The organism is Rhizobium sp. Leaf453 (assembly GCF_001425605.1).
Lineage (GTDB): Bacteria > Pseudomonadota > Alphaproteobacteria > Rhizobiales > Rhizobiaceae > Pararhizobium.
Genome location: NZ_LMRG01000012.1, coordinates 395,506 through 415,624, shown reverse-complemented (window position 1 = coordinate 415,624; position 20,119 = coordinate 395,506). Strand labels below are relative to the sequence as shown.

Here is a 20,119-nt window from a genome sequence, read left to right as displayed (position 1 = left end):
GCCCGAGGCGCCATGCCCTCGACGTCAGGCGTTCAGCACGCCCGGCGGCTTCTCCTCAAAGCCATTCGATGTCGTTGAAACCGCGCTCGATATAGCCGCCCTTGGAATAGGACTCGCCCTCGTAGCCGAAGACCGGCCAGATCTCCTTCTGGTTATAGAGGCTGACGACGAGACCGCCGCGCACCGCCTGAAAGAAAGGCGTCGTCTCGATGGCATGCAGGATGGCGACGCGATCGTCTTCCCAGCCGAGGCCACGGTAACCGCCGGCACCGGCGCGCTTGTCGAGATCGGCGATACCGTCCTCGATCAGCGTCTTGTGGGCCGCATCCTTGCCGGCCTGCTCGTCGTGACCCTTGACGGCGATGGCGTAATATTTGTCGGCCAGCTGATCATGCGGATAGATATCGCGGGCGAGCTGGATCAGCGTTGCCATGGTTTCCGGCTTGAGATTGGTCGTCTCCAGCCCCCAGGCATGTTTGGGGCTGAGCACCGCCGTCCCGCTGATCACCAGCATGGCGCCGATACCGCCACGCTTCAGGAGATCGCGGCGGGAAAGCCCGGCCTCCGTGCCTGCGGGTTTCCTGTCGTAAACTGTTACCATCTCCGTCTCCTCCCGTTGTCACTCGATGCCTGCCGTCCCACCCTCCCTGGCGGACGACCGGCCTTTGTTCACTTGTATCGACCGTGCCGCTGCAGAACCTCGATCTTGTATCCGTCCGGATCCGTGATGAAGAAAAACCGGGCGAGCAGCGCGCCGTCGCGGTTGAAATCGACGATCTTGCCCGGGTTGAGCCCAGCCCCTGTCAGCCGCGCATGCTCACTTTCGAGGTCACCGACGGACAGCGCGAGATGGCCGTAACCGTCACCGAGTGCATAGGCCTCTTCACGACCCTTGTTGATCGTCAACTCCAGCTCGAACTCGCTTTCGGCATTGCTGAGATAGACCAGCGTGAAGGTTTCGAAATCCAGCCGCTCGGCGATATCGAGCCCGAATGCCTGCCGGTAGAACTCCACGGAACGGGCCTCATCCAGAACCCGGATCATCGAATGAATTGCCTTTGCCAACGGCGACCCCTGTCTCACACATCACAACTATCGTGCCGAGACTGTGAGCCCGAGCCGAACGCAATGGGTAGCAGCCCATTACCGCATCGGAAATTTATTGCCGCGAACGGCGGAATCCGGGAATTCCGCTTTGAATTTTCAAACGAAAGGAGAAATTGACCGCGCTTTTTCAGCGCCGCATAATGCGGACATAAAAAAAGTCGGAGGAATACCATGTGTGAAGTTTTCGCAGGCCAGGACCCCGATCGCTACCGCCCCCTGAACAGGTCCGTGCGGATCGGTGGCCATTCCACCAGTATCCAGATCGAGGCCGCCTTCTGGGACCTGATCGACGAGATCGCCCACGGCCAGAGCATGTCGACGCCGCGCTTCCTGTCGACGCTCTATGACGAAGCACTTAATATCAACGGCTCGGTCTCCAATTTCGCCTCGCTACTGCGCACGAGCTGTCTGATCTATCTGATGGGCAGTGCCCGAAAACCAGACGAACGGCAGGAATTCCACATCATCGCTGCGGAATAGGATTCCTCGTTTCAGCGCATGCACGCTTCCGGCGGGTCAAAGCTCCGCCGGAAATCCCGGTGCGCGCAGATCCGTGCCGACGGCGTCCTCCAGAAGTTTCACCACCTTGGATGACCAGGCGTCGCCGCCATAGGTGGAGCGGGCGCGAATGAAGGTTTGCAGCGTATGGGAGGCGAGATCGAGCGGCACGCCGAAGGCCTTGCCGAAGCCGAGTGCGAAACCGAGATCCTTGCAGGCCAGATCCATGGTGAAGTTGATATTGTAGCTGCCGTTCAGGATCACCTGGCCCTCGGTCTCGTGGACGAAGCTGTTTCCCGAGCTTGCCTTGATGATGTTGAAGGCGTCGGTGAGGTCGATGCCGCCCTTCTTCGCCAGCATCAGCGCTTCGCCGGTGGCGAGCAGGTGGATGAAGGCCAGCATGTTGGTGATGACCTTGATCACCGCCGCCTTGCCGAGCGGCCCGGCGTGAAAGATCTGGCCGCCCATCGCCTGCAGCGCCGGCAGATGCGTTTCGAAGAGGTCGCGGTCTCCACCGGCGATCACCGTGATATCGCCCGCCGCCGCCCGGTGAACGCCACCGGTCACCGGCGCTTCCAGCATGCGGACACCCTTTTGCGCGGCAATTGCGGCCAGACGCTCGATATCGGTCTGGTCGAGCGTGCTCATTTCGATCCATGTGCCGCCGGTCTTCAGCCCGGACAGAATGCCGTCCGTCCCCGTCAGAACGGCCTCGGAAATCGCCGGTGACGGCAGGCAGGTGATGACGGCGTCGACCTCGCTTGCCAGCGCCCGCGCACTGTCCGCCAATGTCGCGCCATGTTCCATGAGAGGTTCTGCGCGCCCACGATCCCGATCATGGACCATGACGGTAAATCCCTCGCGCACGAGGCTGCCCGCCAGATGCTGGCCGAGATGCCCAAGTCCGATAAAACCGTATCGCATGTCCAAACCCCTATTGCGGTTAGGCCGGACAGCCGGTCAGAACCGTTGTCTATCCGGCCAAGATCATCTGGCTTTCAATTCGCATCCTCAAGGATCATTGCCGCCCCCTTTTCCGCGACCATCATCGTCGGAGCATTGATATTGCCGGCCGTGACATTCGGAAAGACCGAGGCATCGACGATGCGCAGGCCCTCGACACCATGGACCCTGAGCCGGTTATCTACCACGGAAGTTCGCGCATCCTGCCCCATCGTGCAACTGCCACAGAGATGATAGATCGAGCCGGCATTGGCACGGAAATAAGCGAGCAGGGCCTCGTCGCTATCCGCCTCAGGTGAAGGCGAAACCTCGGCCTCAATGATGGATGCCAGCGACGGCGCCGAGGAGATGCGGCGCACCAGCCGGCTACCCTGGATCACCTCGTCGATATCCCGATCCGTGGACAGATAGTTCGGCTGGATCAGCGCGGTATCGGACGGATTGGGCGAGGCGAGCCGGATATGGCCACGGCTGGTTGGCCGGCAGGAATTGAAGGCGATCAGGAAGCCGGCATAAGGTTCTGGCACCATGGACGCACTCTTGTTCACCGGAATACGATAGGACAGCGGATTAAAATAGAGCTGGATGTTAGGCCGCGCCTCATCCGGCCTGCCCCGGAAGAAGCCTCCGGCTTGATTGACGCTCATGGCGAACGGTCCCTTGCGGGTGAGCATATATTGCAGCCCCAGCCGCGCCTGGCCGAAAAGACTGCCGAACGTGCCGTTCAGGGTCGGCTGGTTGGCGCGATAATAGAAGCTGGCGGCCAGATGGTCCTGCAGGTTCTCGCCGACGGCCGGCAAGTTGACCATGGTTTCAATGCCCTTTGCGGCCAAGGCTTCGCCATCGCCAAGACCGGACAACTGCAGCAGTTTGGGCGTATCGACGGCACCGGCGGCGACGATTACTTCGCGCCGCGCCAGGAAGGTCCGGCGCTGCCCATCCTGCACTGCCTCGACACCGGTAACACGACCATCTTCCGCAAACACCAGCTTTTCCGCCACCGCGCGGCGTTCGATGGCGAGGTTTGCCCGCTTCAGCGCCGGGCGGAGATATTCGGCGCTGGAATGGGAGCGGCGGCCGTTGCGGGTGTTGATGTCATAGACCCCTGCTCCTTCGATCGATGCGCCGTTGAAATCCGGCGTCGAGGGCAGTTGCAGTTCTTCGCAGCCCTTCAAGTAGGCATCGGTGACCGGATGGGTCATGCCGCGCATCGGCGTCACATGGATCGGGCCCTTGTCGCCATGCCAGTGCGATGCGCCTTTCTCATGGGTTTCCAGCTTGCGGAAATAGGGCAGCACGTCGGCGGCTCCCCATCCCGGATTGCCGGCGGCGGCCCAGTCATCGAAATCATCGGCGGCGCCGCGCACGAAGACCATGGCGTTGATCGATCCGGAGCCGCCCTGGACCTTGCCGCGCGGCACATAGATGCGGCGGCCGTCGAGTTCCATCTCGGGCTCGGTCGAGTACATCCAGTTGACCTTGGGATTGTAATAGCTCTTGGCGTAACCGATCGGGATCTTGAACCAGACCGAACTGTCCCGCCCGCCCGCTTCGAGGAGCAGGACGCTGTAGCGGCCGTTCTCGCTGAGCCGGCTTGCCAGGATGCAGCCGGCCGAACCTGCGCCGACGATGACGAAATCGTGGATCATGAAGGGTCCCTACTCAGCCCTTGGCGGGCATGAACTCCTTGACGTCAGCGGGGCTGGCGGCCATCTGCAGATGCAGGCGCTCGCCGGTATAGGGCGAATGTCTCGCGATGACGTCGTGGTTCAGCTCGATGCCGAGACCAGGTTCGCGCGAGGGGATGAGATAGCCGTCGTCGACCTGCAACTTGGTTTTCAGCACCTCGGCATGGAAGCCTCCGAAATCCATGATCGCTTCGTGGATGAGGAAATTCGGCGTGGCGGCCGATAGCTGGATGCTCGCGGCGGCACCGACCGGACCATTGTAGAGATGCGGCGCGATCTGGGCGTAGAAGGCTTCCGCCATGCCGGCGATCTTCTTGGCTTCCAGCAAACCGCCGACACGGGCAACATTCATCTGCAGGATCGAAGCGGCGCCGAGCTGCAGTACGCGCTGGAACTCGTATTTGGTCGTCAGCCGTTCGCCGGTCGAGACGGGAATCGATGTGCCACGCGCCACCTCGGCCATGGCCGCTTCCTGTCCCGGCGGCACCGGCTCCTCGAACCAGAGCGGATCGTATTTTTCCAGCCGCTTCGCCAGCCGGATCGCGGAGGACGGCACCATCTGGCCATGCGTCCCGAACAGGATATCGGCCCGGCTACCGATCGCCTCGCGAATCCTGGCGCAGAACAGTTCACAGCGATCAAGCACACCGAGAGACAGCTGGTGTCCGGAATAATTGGTGTAGGGGCCGGCGGGATCGAACTTGACGGCGGTAAAGCCCATCTCGACCACGCGGATGGCTTCTTCCGCCGCGAGATCTGGATCGTTGTAGTCGTACTCGCCAGCAGCGTTCTTCGGATAGAGATAGGTGTAGGCGCGCAGCTTTTCGTTCACCGTGCCACCGAGCAGATCGGAGACCGGCCGGCCCGCCGCCTTGCCGATAATGTCCCAGCAGGCGATTTCGAGACCCGAGACAATACCCATCATCGTCGTATCCGGACGCTGGGTGAAGCCGCTCGAATAGGCCGCGCGCCAGAAGCGCTCGATCTGGTGCGGGTCATAATCAAGCAGATAACGCTGAAAGACATCCTCGATCAGCGGAACCATGGCCGAGGGATGGAAGGAAGTCGCATAGATCTCGCCGACGCCGGAAATACCGCAGGCCGTCTCAAGCTCGACGAAAATCCAATACATGCCGCCGACATGCGGCGGGGGAACGGCAACCACATGGGTTTTCAGTGCGGCGATCTTCATGGGCTGTTCCTCCGGTATTTCTGACTGACTTTATGATTTCCGAGCACGCTGTTGTTCTAAAGGCCCTCATCCGCCCTGTCGTCCCCTTTCCCCGCAAGCGGGGGAGAAGGCTAGGGTGAGGGGCAATCACAAACGCCCAACTCAATGTTTCAGAATCACCAGCCGGGTCTGGGTGAATTCCAGCATGCCATGCTTGCCGTCATCGCCGCCGAGGCCGGATTTCTTCCAACCGGCGTGATAGCCCTGGTAGGGATCGGCCGGAAAACGATTGATGTAGAGTTCGCCCGCCTCGATCTCACTCGCGGCCTGCATGACCTTGCGATAGTTTTCCGAGAACAGCACCGAGGCGAGGCCGAACTGGTGGTCGCTGGCAAGCGAAAGCGCCTGTTCGAACGTGTCGTAGGAAATGACAGCGAGAACCGGGCCGAATACTTCCTCGCGGACGATCTCCATGTCCTGCCGGCAACCGGACAGCAGGGTCGGCGGATAAAAGTAGCCGGCTCCGTCCGGAACCACGCCACCTGCTTCGACCGTGGCGCCTTCGGTCTTTGCGCGTTCGACCATGGCATGGATGCGATCGCGCGCCGCCGCATTGGCAAGCGGCCCCATCAGGTCAGGATCGCCGGAACGGTCGCCGAAGCGGCGGGCGGCAAAGCCGGCGCGCAATTTCTCGACAAGCGCATCATGCACCGAGGCATGCACATAGAGCCGCTCCGCCGAGGTACAGACCTGTCCGCAGTGCGCCGTCTTGGCCGCGATGATCGAGCGCGCCACCAGATCGAGATCGGCATCCGGCTCGACGATGACGGGCGTCTTGCCGCCCAGTTCCAGCGAGGGCTTGGCGATATTGACCTTGCAATAGTCCAGAACCGTCTGCCCCGCACTGAGGCTGCCGGTCAGCGTGATCATGCCGACGGAAGGCTGCGTGCACATGGTCCGCGCCGTCTCATGCGACATGGTCATGATGTTGATCAGCCCGGCCGGCAGATCCGCCTCCAGCACGGCTTGCGCGAAGGCGAAGGCGGAGGTCGGCGTCGTGTTGCTTGGCCGCACGACCACGGCATTGCCGGTTATCAGGGCCGGCGCGATCTTGCGCACCAGCGTGTAGATCGGGAAATTGAAGGGAATCAGGCAGGCGACGACGCCGATCGGCTCGCGCTTCAGCATCAGCGTTTCGTTCGGCGTATCGCTTTCGATGACCTCGCCGTCGATCCGGCGCGCCCATTCGGCGTGGTAGCGCATCAGTTCGACACCGTAGATCGCTTCCGCCGTCGCATCCGCAAGACTTTTGCCGGATTCCTGTGCGAGTGCTTCGCCGATCGCGGGCGCATGCCGCTCCAGTGCGTTGGCCAGACGCCGCAGCGCGTCGCCGCGCTCTATCGCAGGCAGCCGCCCCCAGCTCTTTTGCGCTTTCTTCGCTGCCGCTACGGCCAGGATCACATCCGCATCGCTGGCGGCCGGAACGGTGGCAAATATCTCACCCGTTGCCGGATTGCGGACGTCGATCCCGGTCGAGATCGACGGATAGACGAATCCGCCACCGATGAAATTGCGATGCTGCGCCATGATATCCACCCGAACCACCTGCTGGTTCAGCGAGTAGAGGGGTGATCATGCCATTTTCGCAAGCGACTTATTCTCGGTCAAAGCATTCCGAAATCGAATGCTGGTCAAAACGAATACAGGATTGTCAGATCGCCGTGGCGCGATCGAGCGCAAGTTCACTCAGCAGCCATGCATGAAATTCGCGCACATTCGCAGGCTCCCGCTGACCCGACCGGGTTACCAGCCAGTAGGATTCATGGCCCTCGACGCTGACGTCGAGAACGGGCACAAGTTCGCCGCTTTCCAGCTGCGGCCCGACCATGAAGCGATCCACCACCGCCACGCCAAGCCCGTTGCGGGCGGCCTCGATGACTAGGTCGAGCAGGTCGAATTCCATGCCGCCACGGAAATCGATATCGCCAAGTCCGGCAGCATCCAGCCAATGCTGCCAGGTCAGGTAGCGCTGATCGGCGGAAGCCAGAACATGCAGGAAGGTGAAGGCGGAAAAGTCGATCCGGCCGCCGCGCGTCGCGCCCTCAAGCAATTCCGGCGCGCAAACGGCGATATGGCGCTCGGTCATCAGGATGCGCGATTGCAGCATCGGCCATTCGCCATCGCCGAACCGGATGGCGCAATCCAGCAGACCGCGCTCGGCCAGACTGTCCTTGAGATCAGTGCTCAAGCTGATTTCGATATCCGGCAATGCCTGGCGCAGCCGCGACAGCCGCGGCATCAGCCAGCGCCTGGCGAAGGTCGGCGGCACGTTGATGCGCAGCCGATTGCGATTGCTGGCTTCGGCGATGGAGCGCACGGTCTGCTCGATCGTGTGAAAAGCCTGCTGCAGGGTCGCCATCAATTCCGTGCCGGCGCGTGTCAGTTCCAAATCGTGATGGCGGCGGATCAGGAGATCTTCGCCCAGCTGTTTTTCGAGATTCCGCACCTGCCGGCTGACAGCGCTCTGCGTCAGGTTCAGCACTTCGGCTGCCCGCGTAAAACTCCGGGTCTGGCCGACAACCTCGAACACCTTCATTGCCGACAGTGCCGGTAGTTTTCGCATGCGATCATTTCCAACGTGAAGCTAAATACCGGCGGCAGAGCGGTGCGCAGCCGGCGCATCGCTTGATAACACCTCGAGCGTCGACGCTAGCGTGGCCCCGGGGACGAATCAACAGGATGGTCCACTGCCTTGTTTGGCCGGCTTCGGCGCGGTCCGATGGCGACGACCTTGAAAGATGCTTCCGGAGCTTTATTCTGTCGTGATCTTGCGGCTTTTCTCAACCAAAGCGATATGTTTGTCGTACGATGCAGCCGGTACGCAGAATGGAGGCCAGTCCTCCTTTGAACGAGATGAGGCATTCCATGATCGACTGGTTCATCGACCGGCTCCGCACCTATCCGGAAATCGCGATCTTCATGTCACTGGGTTTCGGCTATTATTTCGGTTCGTTCAGCTACCGGGGCATCGGGCTCGGTCCGGTCACCGCCACCCTGATTACCGCGGTGTTGATCGGGCAATTGGACATCACGATTTCTCCCCCGATCAAACCGTTTTTCTTCCTACTGTTCCTGTTTTCCATTGGTTATGGGGTCGGTCCGCAATTTGTCCGGGGCATTGCAAAGGACGGAATCCCGCAGGCGGTTTTTGCCGTTGTGATGTGCATCTTTTGCCTCGTATCCGCCTATGTAGGCGCAAGGATCTCGGGATTCGATCTCGGCTCCGCCTTGGGCCTCTATGCCGGCTCACAAACCATCTCCGCCTCTCTCGGGCTTGCAACGGACGCCATCAACCGCCTCGGCCTGCCGCCACAGGAGAGCCAGGCCATACTGGACGCAATGCCCGTCGCCTATGCCGTCACATACATCTTTGGAACGATCGGCGCAGCCATCATCCTTGCCCTGCTTGGGCCCGCCATGCTCGGGATCGATCTGGAAGCAGAGTGCAGGCGATATGAAGAGGAACAGGGCGGCAAGACGGCACCGGGCGGCCACGGAACCGCCTGGCACAACTTTGAACTGCGCGCCTATCGGGTAAGGGAGGGCGCAAGGATTGTCGGCCTGACCGCGCTTCAGGCCGAAAGCCTGTTGCCCACCGAGCGGGTTTTCCTCGAGCGCATTCGCCAGGCCGGTGTTGTCAATGATGTGACATTCGAAACCGTGATCGCGGCTGGCGATGTCGTCGCCGTTGCAGGGCGTCGCGAAGTCCTCGTCGATCTCCTTGGAAGTCTGACGGAAGAAATTGATGACCGGGAACTGCTTGCCGTACCGACAGATGGCATCGATGTCTTCGTCACCAACAAGGAAATCGACGGCAAGACGCTGGCAGAGATTGCCACACGCCCATCGGCCCGTGGCGTTTTCCTGCGCAAGATCGTCCGTGGCGCTACCGCAACCGAAATACCGATCCTGCCGAAAACGAAGTTGTACCGTGGTGATATCCTGACGATCGTCGGACGCACGCAAGGAATGGCCATGGTCGCCAAGGACCTTGGCCGCGCCGATACGAAGACAGATGTCGCCGATGTGGCGTTCCTCGGCGGAGCGATTGCGATCGGGGCGCTGGCCGGCTCCCTTGCAATCCAGGTCGGAAACGTCCCGCTCACGGTCTCGACGTCAGGAGGAACGCTAATTGCCGGACTGTTCTTTGGCTGGCTGCGGTCGGTACGACCAACATTCGGCCATATTCCGTCTCCAACGCTCTGGTTCATCAATTCCATTGGGCTCAACGTCTTCATAGCCGTCGTCGGGATATCGTCCGGCCCAAGCTTCGTCACCGGTCTGGAGCAGCTCGGTTTAAGCCTCTTCCTGTGGGGCATCGTCGTGACAACGGTGCCGTTGATCCTTGCCATGTATGTCGGCAGATACATCTTCCGCTTCCATCCGGCCATTCTGCTCGGTTGCTGCGCCGGCGCCAGAACCACGACTGCAGCCCTCGGCATGCTCAACGGACAGGCGAAAAGCCAGATTCCCGCCCTCGGTTACACCGTACCCTATGCTGTCGGTAGCACATTGATGACCCTCTGGGGCATGGTCCTGGTTCTGTTGCTCGCGTGAACGCAGCCGCAGCCAAGGTTCAGCCCGTGCTTCGCTTGGCGATCCTGCGCATGTAGCACCTGAACGCCACGCGCATCTCCGGAAAATTCTCATATCCGCAATAGCGGACGAGGCGGAGGAATGTCGAGTTCGACACGTCGCATGAGGCCGCGACGGATTTCGCCGTTCCGAAGGCGACGATGTCAGGGTGATGAAGGAGCATGCGCATGATGTGCTCGAACACGCCGGGAAAGGTAAGCTCCCGCCTGAGGATTTTTTCCTTCAAGGCCTCGATACTGGGTGCCGCAGCGCCCTCTCGCCACATTGACCGCTCCCCCTCCTGCCTCGATTCCATTGTCCCGAACCTCCTGGATCATTAGCCGACGAATATCTTCACCCCATTCGCTCCGATGCAAAGCTGCCCGGCGACGGTGGAAAGACGACCGTCCTGTTTCCGTTCAGGAAGACGCGGCCGTGAATGTGGGCGTGGATGGCACGGGCCAGCACCTGGGTTTCCACGTCGCGGCCGAGGCTGACATAATCGTCGTTGGACTGGGCATGCGTAACGCGAATGATGCCCTGCTCGATGATCGGGCCTTCGTCGAGATCGGCCGTAACGTAGTGCGAGGTGGCGCCGATGAGTTTTACGCCGCGCTCGAGCGCCTGCTTATAGGGATTTGCGCCCTTGAAGGAGGGCAGGAAAGAGTGATGGATGTTGATGATCCGGCCCGACATTTCCGCACACATGCGATCCGAGAGCACCTGCATATAGCGCGCAAGCACGATCAGTTCTGCCCCTGTCTCCTCGACGATGCGCATTTGCTCGGCCTCGGCCTCGGCCTTGTTTTCCTTCGTCACGCGGATGCAGTGAAACGGGATATCGTGGTTGACGACGACCTTCTGGTAATCGAGATGGTTGGAGATCACCCCGACGATATCGATCGGCAGCGCGCCGATCTTCCAGCGGTAGAGCAGATCGTTCAGACAATGGCCAAAGCGGGAGACCATGATCACGACCTTGCGTTTCACCCGCTCGTCGAAGAACTCGAAGTCCATGTCGAAAGGCGCCGCGACAGAGGCAAAGCCTGCCCTTAGTGCTTCAAGACTTCGCTCGCCTTCCGATCGAAAGCTGATCCGCGTGAAGAAACGGCCGGTCTGGGTATCGTCGAACTGCGCACTGTCCGTAATATTGCAGTCCTCGTCAGCCAGAAACGAGGATATGGCGGCGACGATGCCACGGGTGGATGCGCAGTGAACGCGCAGGGCGAAATTGGACATGGGATACCTTTCCACCAGTCAGCGCCGATGGTGCCTGTGATTCGTCATTGGCGTCCCCAATGATGGAGACGCGCCCTTTTGAGTTATGCCTTCCCTCGTTTCAACTCAGCACGGAGGCGAGCGAAACCGGTGAGCCCGTCTTGACCGAAAGTGTGGCGGCTTCAGCCATGGCAAGGGCGGCGACGCCGTCATCCAACGTCACCGGCAGCGCTTTGTCACCGTTCACCGCATCGACAAAGGCAGCCCATTCGGCGACATAGGCAGGCATGTAGCGTTCGAGGAAGAAATAGGTCGGCTTGGCGCCGGTGACGCCCTGCGTGGTCGACTTCACCACAGTGTTTTCCAGCATGTTTTGCGCTTGTAGAAGCCCTTCCGAGCCCAGCAATTCCACCCGCTGATCATAGCCATAGACGGCACGACGGCTGTTCTTGATGACGGCGATGCGGCCATCGGCATAGGTGAGTGTTACCACGGCGGTATCGACATCGCCGGCCCCGCCGATCTCCGGATCGACGATCGATGAACCGACGGCCGTAACGTTTGCCGGCGCAGCGCCCATGATGAAATTCGCCATATCGAAATCGTGGATCATCATGTCCCGGAACAGGCCGCCTGACACCTTGATATAGGCGACCGGCGGCGGAGCCGGATCGAAGGAGGTGATCGACAGTAACTCCGTCTTGCCGATCTCGCCGGCATCCACCGCCTTCTTCAGCGTCGAGAAATTCGGATCGAAGCGCCGGTTGAAGCCGATCATGACCGGGCGACCGGTCGCGGCAACCGCCGTCTGGCAGGCCTGCGCCCGGGCAAGGCTGAGATCAACCGGCTTTTCGCAGAGCACCGCCTTGCCGGCCGCCGTCGCGCGCTCGATCAGGTCGGAATGGGTGTCGGTAGAGGTGGCGATCAGGACGGCATCGATCGACCCGTCATTGAGGATGGCATCGGTCGCGCGCGCTTCGGCACCATATTGGGCTGCGATCTTTTCGGCGGCTGCGCTGTTGATATCGGAGACCGCGACAAGCGTGCTGCCGGGATGACTGGAAATGGCGGTCGCGTGGACGCCGGCAATGCGGCCGGCGCCGAGAAGGCCAACTTTGAGCATGGGATTTTCCTTTGTGTCAGAGACCGAGTTCGGCCTTGAGAGCGTTGAATTCCTGGTCGCCGATCGCGACATTGTGCTGGGGCTGCGGATAGGCGCCGGAGTTCACGTCGGCGATGAATTCGCGGAAGGCCTCGATGCGTTCCTTCTGCAGCCGGTCGAACTCGGCGGCAAAATTGCGGTAGGTCTTGGCATGGCGCGGCCGATGACCGTCGGTATGGCCGAGAACGTCCTCGGCAAACAGATATTGCGCATCCGCCCCCGGCCCGGCACCCATGCCGAGCATGATCATCGAAGTGTTCTTCGAAATCAGTTCGCCGACGCGATCCGGCACGACCTCAAGTTCGGCACCGAAGCAGCCGATCGCCTCCAGTTGCTTCACCTGCCGGAAGACCTCGGCTGCCTCGACGGCTGTCTTGCCCACTGCGCGGAACCCGGTCCAGGTGATATAGGACGGAATGAGACCGACATGGGCCACGATCGGAACATGGTTGTCGCAGAGCACCTTCTGGATATCGAGCGAAGCGGCGCAATAGAAGCAATCACCTCCCATGGCGGAAAAATGATAGGCGGCACGCAGATAATCCTCGGCCGTCGCCAGCGGCCGGCCCTCGAATTTGCCCCAGCCGCCATAAGGGAGGCCCACCTGGACGAAGCAGCGTCCGGCCGCCGCCCGCATTTCCGGCGAAAAGAAGCGTCCCTCGATCGACAGCATATGGATACCGGCGGCATCGGCGGCGGCGGCTTCCTCCGGCGTCGTGACGTAGAGCATGGAAATCTTCTCGCCGCGCGCCTTCATGGCGCGGATATCGGCAACGGTCGGGCGGGTGTTCCTGTGAACCATCTGATTACACCGTGAATGCGTTGCGGAAGGCTTCGAGTGCCGTTTCCGGATCACCGGACGCAAAAGCCTCCATGCCGACCGGGCCGGTATAACCCATCGCCTTCAGTGCTTTGGCGATGCCGTGCCAGTTGACTTCTCCGGTTCCGGGCTCGAAACGGCCGGGTACATCCGCCACCTGTATCTCGCCGATCCACGGCAGGCACTTCCGGCACAGTTCGATCAGGTTTCCCTCACCGATCTGCGCATGGTAGAGGTCGAGATTGAGCCGCAGCCGTGGATGGTCGATGCTGGAAACCAGCGCCAGCGTATCCTCGGCCCGGCCGAAGGGAACGCCGGGGTGATCGACCGGCAGGTTGAGGTTTTCCAGCGTGAAGATGACGTTTTCTTCGTCGGCCATATCGGCGATGCGGGCAAGCGTGTCACGCGCCTTCAGCCACATCGCACCGGTGACCACTTCGATCGGCTGGACCGGAAGCCCGCCCTCGCCCAGCCCCGTGCCGTGCAGGTTGAGCCGCTGAACGCCGAGGCGTTTTCCCACCTGCGCCGTCTCACGCGCCGTGCGCAGCAGTTCGTCCGCACCTTCGTCATCGGTCAGGCGGCCAGTCAGATAGCCGTTCATGATGGTGAAGGTTGCGCCCGTTGCCTCCAGCTTGGCCAGATCATGTTCCGGCCAGTTCCAGAGGCCGACGCCGAAGCCCATCTCCTTGAGGCGGGAAGCGCGCCATTCGATAGGCTTGTCGCGCCAGATCATTTCGGCACAGGCCGCCAGTGCAAATTGGGTCATGTCATCAGATCTCTATGAATACGTTGCCGTTCTCGACCTTCACAGGGAAGGTCCTCAAATTGATGCAGGCCGGGGCGCGGGTCGCTTCGCCGGTCTTGTAATCGAACTGGGCACTGTGCTTCGGGCATTCAATCATGCCGTCCATGACGAGCCCGTCTGCCAGATGCACGTGCTCATGGGTGCAGATGCCATCGATGCAGAAAAATTCGTCCTCGGGACTTCTGACCACCAGAAAGGTACGGCCACCCTGATCGAAACGGATCAGTTCGTCGAGTTCGACATCCTCGGTGGCACAGGCGCGGGTCCAGTTACCCATTCTCTCTTCCTTCTGTCATTCTGTCGGTGTGAAACGCCGGCCTAAACCGCCGCGTTTGCAAGCTGTGGCGGATGGCCGTCATGCGTCTGCCTATAGCCATCGATCTGGGCTTCGAGATCGGCCATGGTCTCGCCGCCTGCCATCAGGTCGGTGATCTCCTCACGGGTCTTCTCGCCCTTGCGGAAATCTGCGGCGATCGCGCCCCGGATCAGCACGGCGAAATGATCGCCGACGGCCATGGCATGCATCACCTGATGGGTAATGAAGACGACTGCCAACCCCCGGCGCTTGGCCTCGTTGACGATCCTGAGAACATGCGTCGCCTGCTTGACGCCGAGCGCAGCCGTCGGCTCGTCGAGGATCAGCACCTTGGCGCCGAAATGCACTGCGCGAGCAATGGCAAGCGACTGCCGCTCGCCGCCTGAGAGCCCGCCGACCAGCCGGTCGCCGTCATCGATGCGGGTAATGCCGAAGTCGCGGATCGCCTTGACGGCAATCTCGTTCGCGCGCTTGCGGTCGAACACCTTGAATGGCCCCCAACCCTTGGTCGGCTCGACTCCGACGAAGAAGCTGCGGCCGATCGTCATCAGTGGAAACGTGCCACCGAACTGGTGGACTGTGGCGATGCCGCGATTGCTGGCGTCACGCGGGCCGGTGAAGGCGACAGGCGCGCCGTCCATCTCCATCGTGCCCGAGGTTGGCGTGTAGACGCCGGACAGCGTCTTGATCAGCGTCGACTTGCCGGCGCCGTTATCGCCCAGCAGGCAGAGCACTTCGCCGGGGCGAATATCGAGCGAGATGTCATTCAGCACATCGATCGGGCCGAAGGACTTGCAGATGTTTCTGAGCTTGAGAATGGGTGTCGACATGATCGGCCTCACTTCTTCTTCGGCGAATAGGACAGCGCCATGGTGCGGAAGGTGTTGTTCATCAAGACAGCAAGCAGCAGCATCACGCCGATGATCAGGCTCGACCAGTTGCGGTCGAAGGTAGTGAAGTAGATGCCCTGATTGACGACGGCGAAGGTGATCGTGCCGAAGAAGATACCGATGATCGAACCGAAACCACCGGTCAGCAGCACGCCGCCCACGACCACCGAGATGATCGAGTTGAAGATGAAGGACATGCCTGCCGAGACCTGCGCGGAATTGAACAGGATCGCCTGGCACATGCCGACGAAGGCGGCGCTGGTCGAGGAAAGCACGAACAGACAGATGGTCAGCCGGGCTGTCGGGATGCCGGCATTGCGGGCACTGACCTTGTCACCGCCCATGGCGAAGATCCAGTTGCCATAGGGCGAATAATGGATGACGAAGATGTAGAGCGCCGTCAGCGCCAGCCACCAGAAGATGATGACCTGAAACGTATTGCCGACGAACTGGCCGAACAGGAACTTGGCCAGTTCCGGCGCTTTCAGCGCGACGCTTGTGGTTCCGGTCAATAGCACCGAAAGGCCAAGCACGAGGCCGGCAACGGCGAAAAGCGTGCCGAGCGTGACGATCAGCGAGGGCACATTGGTGCGAACCACGAGAAACCCGTTTACCAGCCCGACAAACACACCGAGCCCGAGTGAAGCCGCGATACCGATCCAGATGGGCAAGCCATAGTAACCCGAGATGATAGCAACCGTCATCGAACCGGCGGGTATCATCGAGCCGATGGAGATGTCGAGTTCGCCAGCGATCATCAAGAGGCCGATCGGAAAGGCGATGATGCCGAGATTGGCCGCGACATTCAGCCAGCTCGCAGCCCCCGCCGGCTTCAGGAAATCGATGCTTCCGAAGACCAGGAAAAAGACGAAGACGCCGAACAGGCCGAGAAAGGCCCCGGCTTCGGGTCTGCGGAACAATCCACCGATGGAAAAGCCGGATGCATCCGGTGCGGACGGCGTCTTGGCTATGGTGAGCGGTTGGCTTGCGGTTTTCGAGTTCATGATGGTTCCCCTTCCCGGGCTGTGCCGTTTGTGGCGATGGCCGCTCTCCTGGAGGGTTGGAGAGCGGCCGGCGAGCGCGCGGTTTAGCGAGCGCCCTTCGAGACACCGGAGAGTGTCGAGTCGATGTTGGAAGCATCGACAATGCCCGGTCCCGTCAGGACCGGTGCCACGGGCAGGTCCGTTCCGAAGTCGATATGCGATGCGAGCAGGGAAACGGACAGCAGCGACTGGAGATAGGGCTGCTGATCGACGGCGAAGAGCTGTGCTCCACCCTTGATGCGATCGAGGCTCGCCTCGTTGAAGTCGAAGGAACCGAGCTTGACGGTCTCGACCTTGCCGGCCTGCTGGATACCGCTTGCGGCAGCGTCCGCATCGCCAGCACCGATGGTGATGACGCCATCGATCGTACCATCCTGCGTCAGCGTCGCCTTGACGGCTTCGGCAATCGCTGTCGGATCTCCGAAACTCGTTGCCGGAAGCGGTAGCTGCTTGCCGGCACCACCAGCCTTGCCGATGCCATCGATCACGCCCTTGCAGCGGGCTTCCTGGTTGGCGCTGCCCGGCAGGGTGTTGACGCAGAGCACGTTCTTCTGGCCGCTCTTGCCGAAATATTCACCGCCCGCGACACCGGCCAGATACTCATCCGAACCGACATAGTTGATCGCGCCGAGTTCCTTCGCCTTTTCAAGCGAACCGGCATTCATCAGCATGACCTTGATGCCGGCGCTGACGGCGGCCTTGATTGCCTCATCCTCGGCTTCCGGCACCCAATCCGGAACGACGATGCCGGTTACGCCCTGGCTGATGGCGGTACGCACCAGGCCAGCGGCATCAGGGCCGAGATTGTCATAGGTCTGAAGCTGGAGATAGGTCACCTTGCCGCCGTTCGCCTCGACGACGAAGCGGCTGTCATCGACACCCTTCTTGATCTTGCTCCAGAAGGCGTCATCGGTCTTGCCGCCAACGACGGCGATATCGGCGGCCAGCGCCAAGCTCGCAGTCAGACAGACGGCGACCGACGTCGCGAGGATCGTGGTCATGGTGGTCAGCATTTTCATCGGGTTTCCTCCCCCAGTTTCCGCCGGTTGGCGGGGTCCAAAAAAGCATGATATTGCGGGTCGCCGTGACCCATTGCCCAACGGCGCACCCTCCTCGTGAGCGCCGCTGGAATGCCGTGAATTCAAGTATTTGCGCGCGCTGCCCGGGCGTTCATCCGTTCCTTCTTGCGGGTGAAGCGGGCCTGCATCTGGACGTCGCCGTCCTTGGTGCCGTCGTGCCAGGTGCCGCACCACTTATCGAGCGGGATCAGGCCATCGCCGCCATAGTTCACCTCGAAATACTTGTGGTGCAGGTAATGGGCGTAGGCGTGGGTATCGAGCGGTGTGTCCTCGGTGATCTCCAGCTTGTCGAAACCGACATGGCCATTGACCGCGCCGAAGCCGGCAATGTGGAGCTGGAACATTGCAACTATCGGGTTCGACGGAATGACCAGATGCCAGAGCGCTACGGCATGATAGAGAAAGCCTTCGACCGGATGCATGGAGAGCGACGACCAAGGCGACGGATTGACCGAATTGTGGTGGACCGAATGGATCCAGCGATAGAGCGGTCCCCAATGGATCAGCCGGTGAATGATGAAGAAATGCATCTCGTGGATCATGGGCGCGACGGCAACAAGGAAGGCCAGATACCAGCCATTGTCGGCCCAGTTCAGCCACGGCACCCAGCCATTGGCGAAGACCCAGAGGAAACCGACTTCAACGACCGTCCAGAGCGGGATGGACAGGAAGAAGGAGCGCAGAAAATTGTCGATGTTCTGGCTCTTGAACCAGAAGACATCCGACGGCTGCTCGCCGGGGAATTTCGCGTTGTACTTGAAGCGGTTGCCCTGCCGGCGCCGGACATAGAAGAACAACTCGACCGAGCCGTAGAAGACGAAGATCGCCGACGCGTTCACTGCGTAGAGCCAGAGCGCCCAGCCCCAGCTCAGCGTCTTCATCACCTCGACATCCGGCACGACATAGAACCAGTAGAGAAGCGCCGTCGCCATGTGAAAGGCATTCCACGGCCAGATATATTCCGGCAACCATTTCAACACCGCCGGCAGGCGCGGCGGCCAGGCCCAGAAGGGCGCAATCTCGATCCGTCCGTTCGGAGCCCAGTCACCGCGCTTGTTGCGGGTTCCATGTTTGAGATCATCCATCGTCGTGCCTCCCGGACACCGCGTGTCCTGCTGTTCATCTTGTCAGGAGGAGAGCGAGGCTCGGATGCAGACAAAGCTCGGCCGTCTTCGGGCAAGCGCCCAAAGTACAACAGCCAGCTATGTCGATTGCATTCCTCCCGAAGCGGTCGAACAGCGTTTCCGTTCCACCGCATAATCTTATGGAACGAATATTCCGCCTTGACGCCGAGCAAATCAAGGCGCATCTCTGACTTAAGAGATTATCGTATCATTCGTCTCACAGAACCGATGAAATGATACATTTCGTATCACGAAGGTAGTGATGAAGAGGCCGACCATTCGAGACCTTGCCAAATCGGCGGGAATATCGATCGCCACCGCGAACCGGGTCCTCTCCGGAGCGGAGAATGTGCGGGGCGAGACGCGGGAGAAAGTCCGGGCAGCGGCGGAAAACATTTGCTTCTATGGCCTCGGCGCGATCGAGGCACGCAATGCGGCGGCCCGGCCGAAATACCGGTTCGGCATCCTGCTCCTCCAGCCGCACCGCCCCTTCTATCAGCTTGTCGCGCGCGCCCTGAGAGAAGCTGCTGAAGACTCCTCGGCCTTTGAGGTGGCATTGAGAATCGAACACCTGGAGGACCTGTCGCCGCAGAACACAGCGGAACGGGCGCTGGCCCTTGCCGACGAATGCGATGCGCTCTGCATCACCACGGCGGTGCATCCTGTCGTCAACCAGGCTCTCGAGGAGATTCAGGCGCGCGGCATTCCCGTCTTCGCGCTGATCTCGCAACTCGCCGCAACCGGCCAGATTCATTATATCGGCCTCGACAACTGGAAAGTCGGGCGAACGGCGGCCTGGGCCTTCGACAATATCTGCAAGACCCCCGGCAAGATCGGGCTGTTGATGGGCAATCCGCGTTATCGCAATCAAGAAATGAACGAGACCGGCTTCCGCTCCTATTTCCGGGAACATGCCCGCGACTTCGTCCTGCTTGAGCCGCTATCGACCTTCGAATCGTCCGCTGTCGCCCAGGAGATGACGGAGCGGCTTCTTGCCGAACATGCCGATCTTGCCGGCCTCTATGTCGCCGGCGGCGGCATCAGCGGCGTGCTCGCTGCTCTCCGTACCACCGGCCGGGCCGGCACCCTTGTTGTCGTAGGCTACGAACTGATGGACAACGTCAAGACGGCTCTGCTCGAAGGTACGATAACTCTGTCTATCGCCCATCCGCTGGCGAAGCTTGCCGAGGAGACGGTCACAGGAATGGTGCGGACTACCGCCTCCAAGGGGGACAAGACCAGCCACACCCGGATCGTCCCTTTCGAGATCTATACGCGCGAAAATCTCTAGACCTGCTTGCGCATCGAACGGACGTGCCCTGCGCCGAAAAACAGGCAAGACATGGCCCATCCAGTTACCGCTTCTGCCAAAGGTTCAGCGCCGATTGATGTCCCCCGGCCGAGTGAACCAATTGCCTATGGAAACCTCCGCTTCGGCATGAACCAATTGACGGATATCCAAAGCGTCGGCCCTTTTTGGCAGTTTGCAAACATGGTCGTATTGAAGTGCACCCCGTTTCACCGGACATGTCGGCTAGTTTGATTTAGCCCTGATGAACTGCCGAGGGGAAGCCATCTTGAGCGCGGAMTGAGGATGGAT

Annotated in this window: 20 protein-coding genes; 3 read left to right on the top strand and 17 right to left on the bottom strand. The window is 60.8% G+C overall.

From position 1 onward, the window contains the following. Nucleotides 1–55: 55 nt before the first annotated feature. Nucleotides 56–601, bottom strand: coding sequence for a Twin-arginine translocation pathway signal (locus tag ASG68_RS15485; protein ID WP_062581876.1), 546 nt, complete (start codon nt 599–601; stop codon nt 56–58). A 68-nt stretch (nt 602–669) separates the two neighbouring features. Continuing rightward, nucleotides 670–1,065 (bottom strand): VOC family protein, encoded by a 396-nt coding sequence (locus ASG68_RS15480; RefSeq protein ID WP_062581874.1) that lies wholly within the window; start codon nt 1,063–1,065, stop codon nt 670–672. Between the two features lie 213 nt (nt 1,066–1,278). Here ASG68_RS15480 and ASG68_RS15475 point away from each other — a divergent pair, with 213 nt between their 5' ends. After that, complete coding sequence (locus ASG68_RS15475; protein WP_062581872.1) at nt 1,279–1,587, top strand: ribbon-helix-helix domain-containing protein; 309 nt, start codon at nt 1,279–1,281, stop codon at nt 1,585–1,587. A 36-nt stretch (nt 1,588–1,623) separates the two neighbouring features. Here ASG68_RS15475 and ASG68_RS15470 read toward each other — a convergent pair whose 3' ends face one another. From ASG68_RS15470 to ASG68_RS15450, 5 genes are all read right to left on the bottom strand, one after another. Continuing rightward, nucleotides 1,624–2,535, bottom strand: coding sequence for an NAD(P)-dependent oxidoreductase (locus ASG68_RS15470; RefSeq protein WP_156373912.1), 912 nt, complete (start codon nt 2,533–2,535; stop codon nt 1,624–1,626). A 68-nt stretch (nt 2,536–2,603) separates the two neighbouring features. Next, nucleotides 2,604–4,217 carry a GMC family oxidoreductase gene (locus ASG68_RS15465; RefSeq protein ID WP_062581866.1) on the bottom strand — a complete coding sequence of 538 codons (1,614 nt, stop codon included), beginning with the start codon at nt 4,215–4,217 and terminating at the stop codon, nt 2,604–2,606. A 13-nt stretch (nt 4,218–4,230) separates the two neighbouring features. Next, a complete protein-coding gene (locus ASG68_RS15460) occupies nt 4,231–5,448 on the bottom strand; it encodes a mandelate racemase/muconate lactonizing enzyme family protein (protein WP_062581863.1) in 1,218 nt (405 codons plus the stop codon). 141 nt (nt 5,449–5,589) lie between these two features. Further along, nucleotides 5,590–7,014 carry an aldehyde dehydrogenase gene (gene aldA, locus ASG68_RS15455; protein WP_062581862.1) on the bottom strand — a complete coding sequence of 475 codons (1,425 nt, stop codon included), beginning with the start codon at nt 7,012–7,014 and terminating at the stop codon, nt 5,590–5,592. Nucleotides 7,015–7,138: 124 nt separating this feature from the next. Further along, entirely contained in the window at nt 7,139–8,050 is a 912-nt protein-coding gene (locus ASG68_RS15450) for a LysR substrate-binding domain-containing protein (RefSeq protein WP_062581860.1), read from the bottom strand. A gap of 302 nt (nt 8,051–8,352) precedes the next feature. On the opposite strand from ASG68_RS15450, the gene aspT reads away from it, so the two are divergent. Further along, a complete protein-coding gene (gene aspT / locus ASG68_RS15445) occupies nt 8,353–10,044 on the top strand; it encodes an aspartate-alanine antiporter (RefSeq protein ID WP_062581858.1) in 1,692 nt (563 codons plus the stop codon). A gap of 19 nt (nt 10,045–10,063) precedes the next feature. Here the strand turns inward: aspT and ASG68_RS15440 are convergent, their stop codons facing one another. The 10 genes from ASG68_RS15440 to ASG68_RS15395 form a co-directional block, all read right to left on the bottom strand. Next, complete coding sequence (locus tag ASG68_RS15440; RefSeq protein ID WP_062581856.1) at nt 10,064–10,378, bottom strand: MurR/RpiR family transcriptional regulator; 315 nt, start codon at nt 10,376–10,378, stop codon at nt 10,064–10,066. Nucleotides 10,379–10,416: 38 nt separating this feature from the next. After that, nucleotides 10,417–11,301, bottom strand: a complete 885-nt coding sequence (gene purU, locus ASG68_RS15435) for a formyltetrahydrofolate deformylase (protein ID WP_062581853.1) — start codon at nt 11,299–11,301, stop codon at nt 10,417–10,419. 100 nt (nt 11,302–11,401) lie between these two features. After that, entirely contained in the window at nt 11,402–12,403 is a 1,002-nt protein-coding gene (gene iolG / locus ASG68_RS15430; RefSeq protein ID WP_062603592.1) for an inositol 2-dehydrogenase, read from the bottom strand. Nucleotides 12,404–12,419: 16 nt separating this feature from the next. After that, a complete protein-coding gene (locus tag ASG68_RS15425; RefSeq protein WP_062581849.1) occupies nt 12,420–13,244 on the bottom strand; it encodes a 3-methyl-2-oxobutanoate hydroxymethyltransferase in 825 nt (274 codons plus the stop codon). Nucleotides 13,245–13,248: 4 nt separating this feature from the next. Continuing rightward, a complete protein-coding gene (locus ASG68_RS15420; RefSeq protein ID WP_062581847.1) occupies nt 13,249–14,028 on the bottom strand; it encodes a TIM barrel protein in 780 nt (259 codons plus the stop codon). Between the two features lie 4 nt (nt 14,029–14,032). Next, nucleotides 14,033–14,344: a MocE family 2Fe-2S type ferredoxin gene (locus tag ASG68_RS15415; protein WP_062581846.1), complete on the bottom strand. Its 312-nt coding sequence runs from the start codon at nt 14,342–14,344 to the stop codon at nt 14,033–14,035. 41 nt (nt 14,345–14,385) lie between these two features. Next, complete coding sequence (locus ASG68_RS15410; protein ID WP_062582400.1) at nt 14,386–15,213, bottom strand: ATP-binding cassette domain-containing protein; 828 nt, start codon at nt 15,211–15,213, stop codon at nt 14,386–14,388. An 8-nt stretch (nt 15,214–15,221) separates the two neighbouring features. Further along, complete coding sequence (locus tag ASG68_RS15405) at nt 15,222–16,202, bottom strand: ABC transporter permease (protein ID WP_062582398.1); 981 nt, start codon at nt 16,200–16,202, stop codon at nt 15,222–15,224. A gap of 158 nt (nt 16,203–16,360) precedes the next feature. After that, nucleotides 16,361–17,335, bottom strand: coding sequence for a substrate-binding domain-containing protein (locus tag ASG68_RS15400; RefSeq protein ID WP_062603593.1), 975 nt, complete (start codon nt 17,333–17,335; stop codon nt 16,361–16,363). A 122-nt stretch (nt 17,336–17,457) separates the two neighbouring features. Beyond that, complete coding sequence (locus tag ASG68_RS15395) at nt 17,458–18,480, bottom strand: sterol desaturase family protein (protein WP_062581845.1); 1,023 nt, start codon at nt 18,478–18,480, stop codon at nt 17,458–17,460. A gap of 301 nt (nt 18,481–18,781) precedes the next feature. On the opposite strand from ASG68_RS15395, the gene ASG68_RS15390 reads away from it, so the two are divergent. Then, nucleotides 18,782–19,810: a LacI family DNA-binding transcriptional regulator gene (locus ASG68_RS15390; protein ID WP_062581843.1), complete on the top strand. Its 1,029-nt coding sequence runs from the start codon at nt 18,782–18,784 to the stop codon at nt 19,808–19,810. The last annotated feature ends 309 nt before the right edge of the window (nt 19,811–20,119 follow it).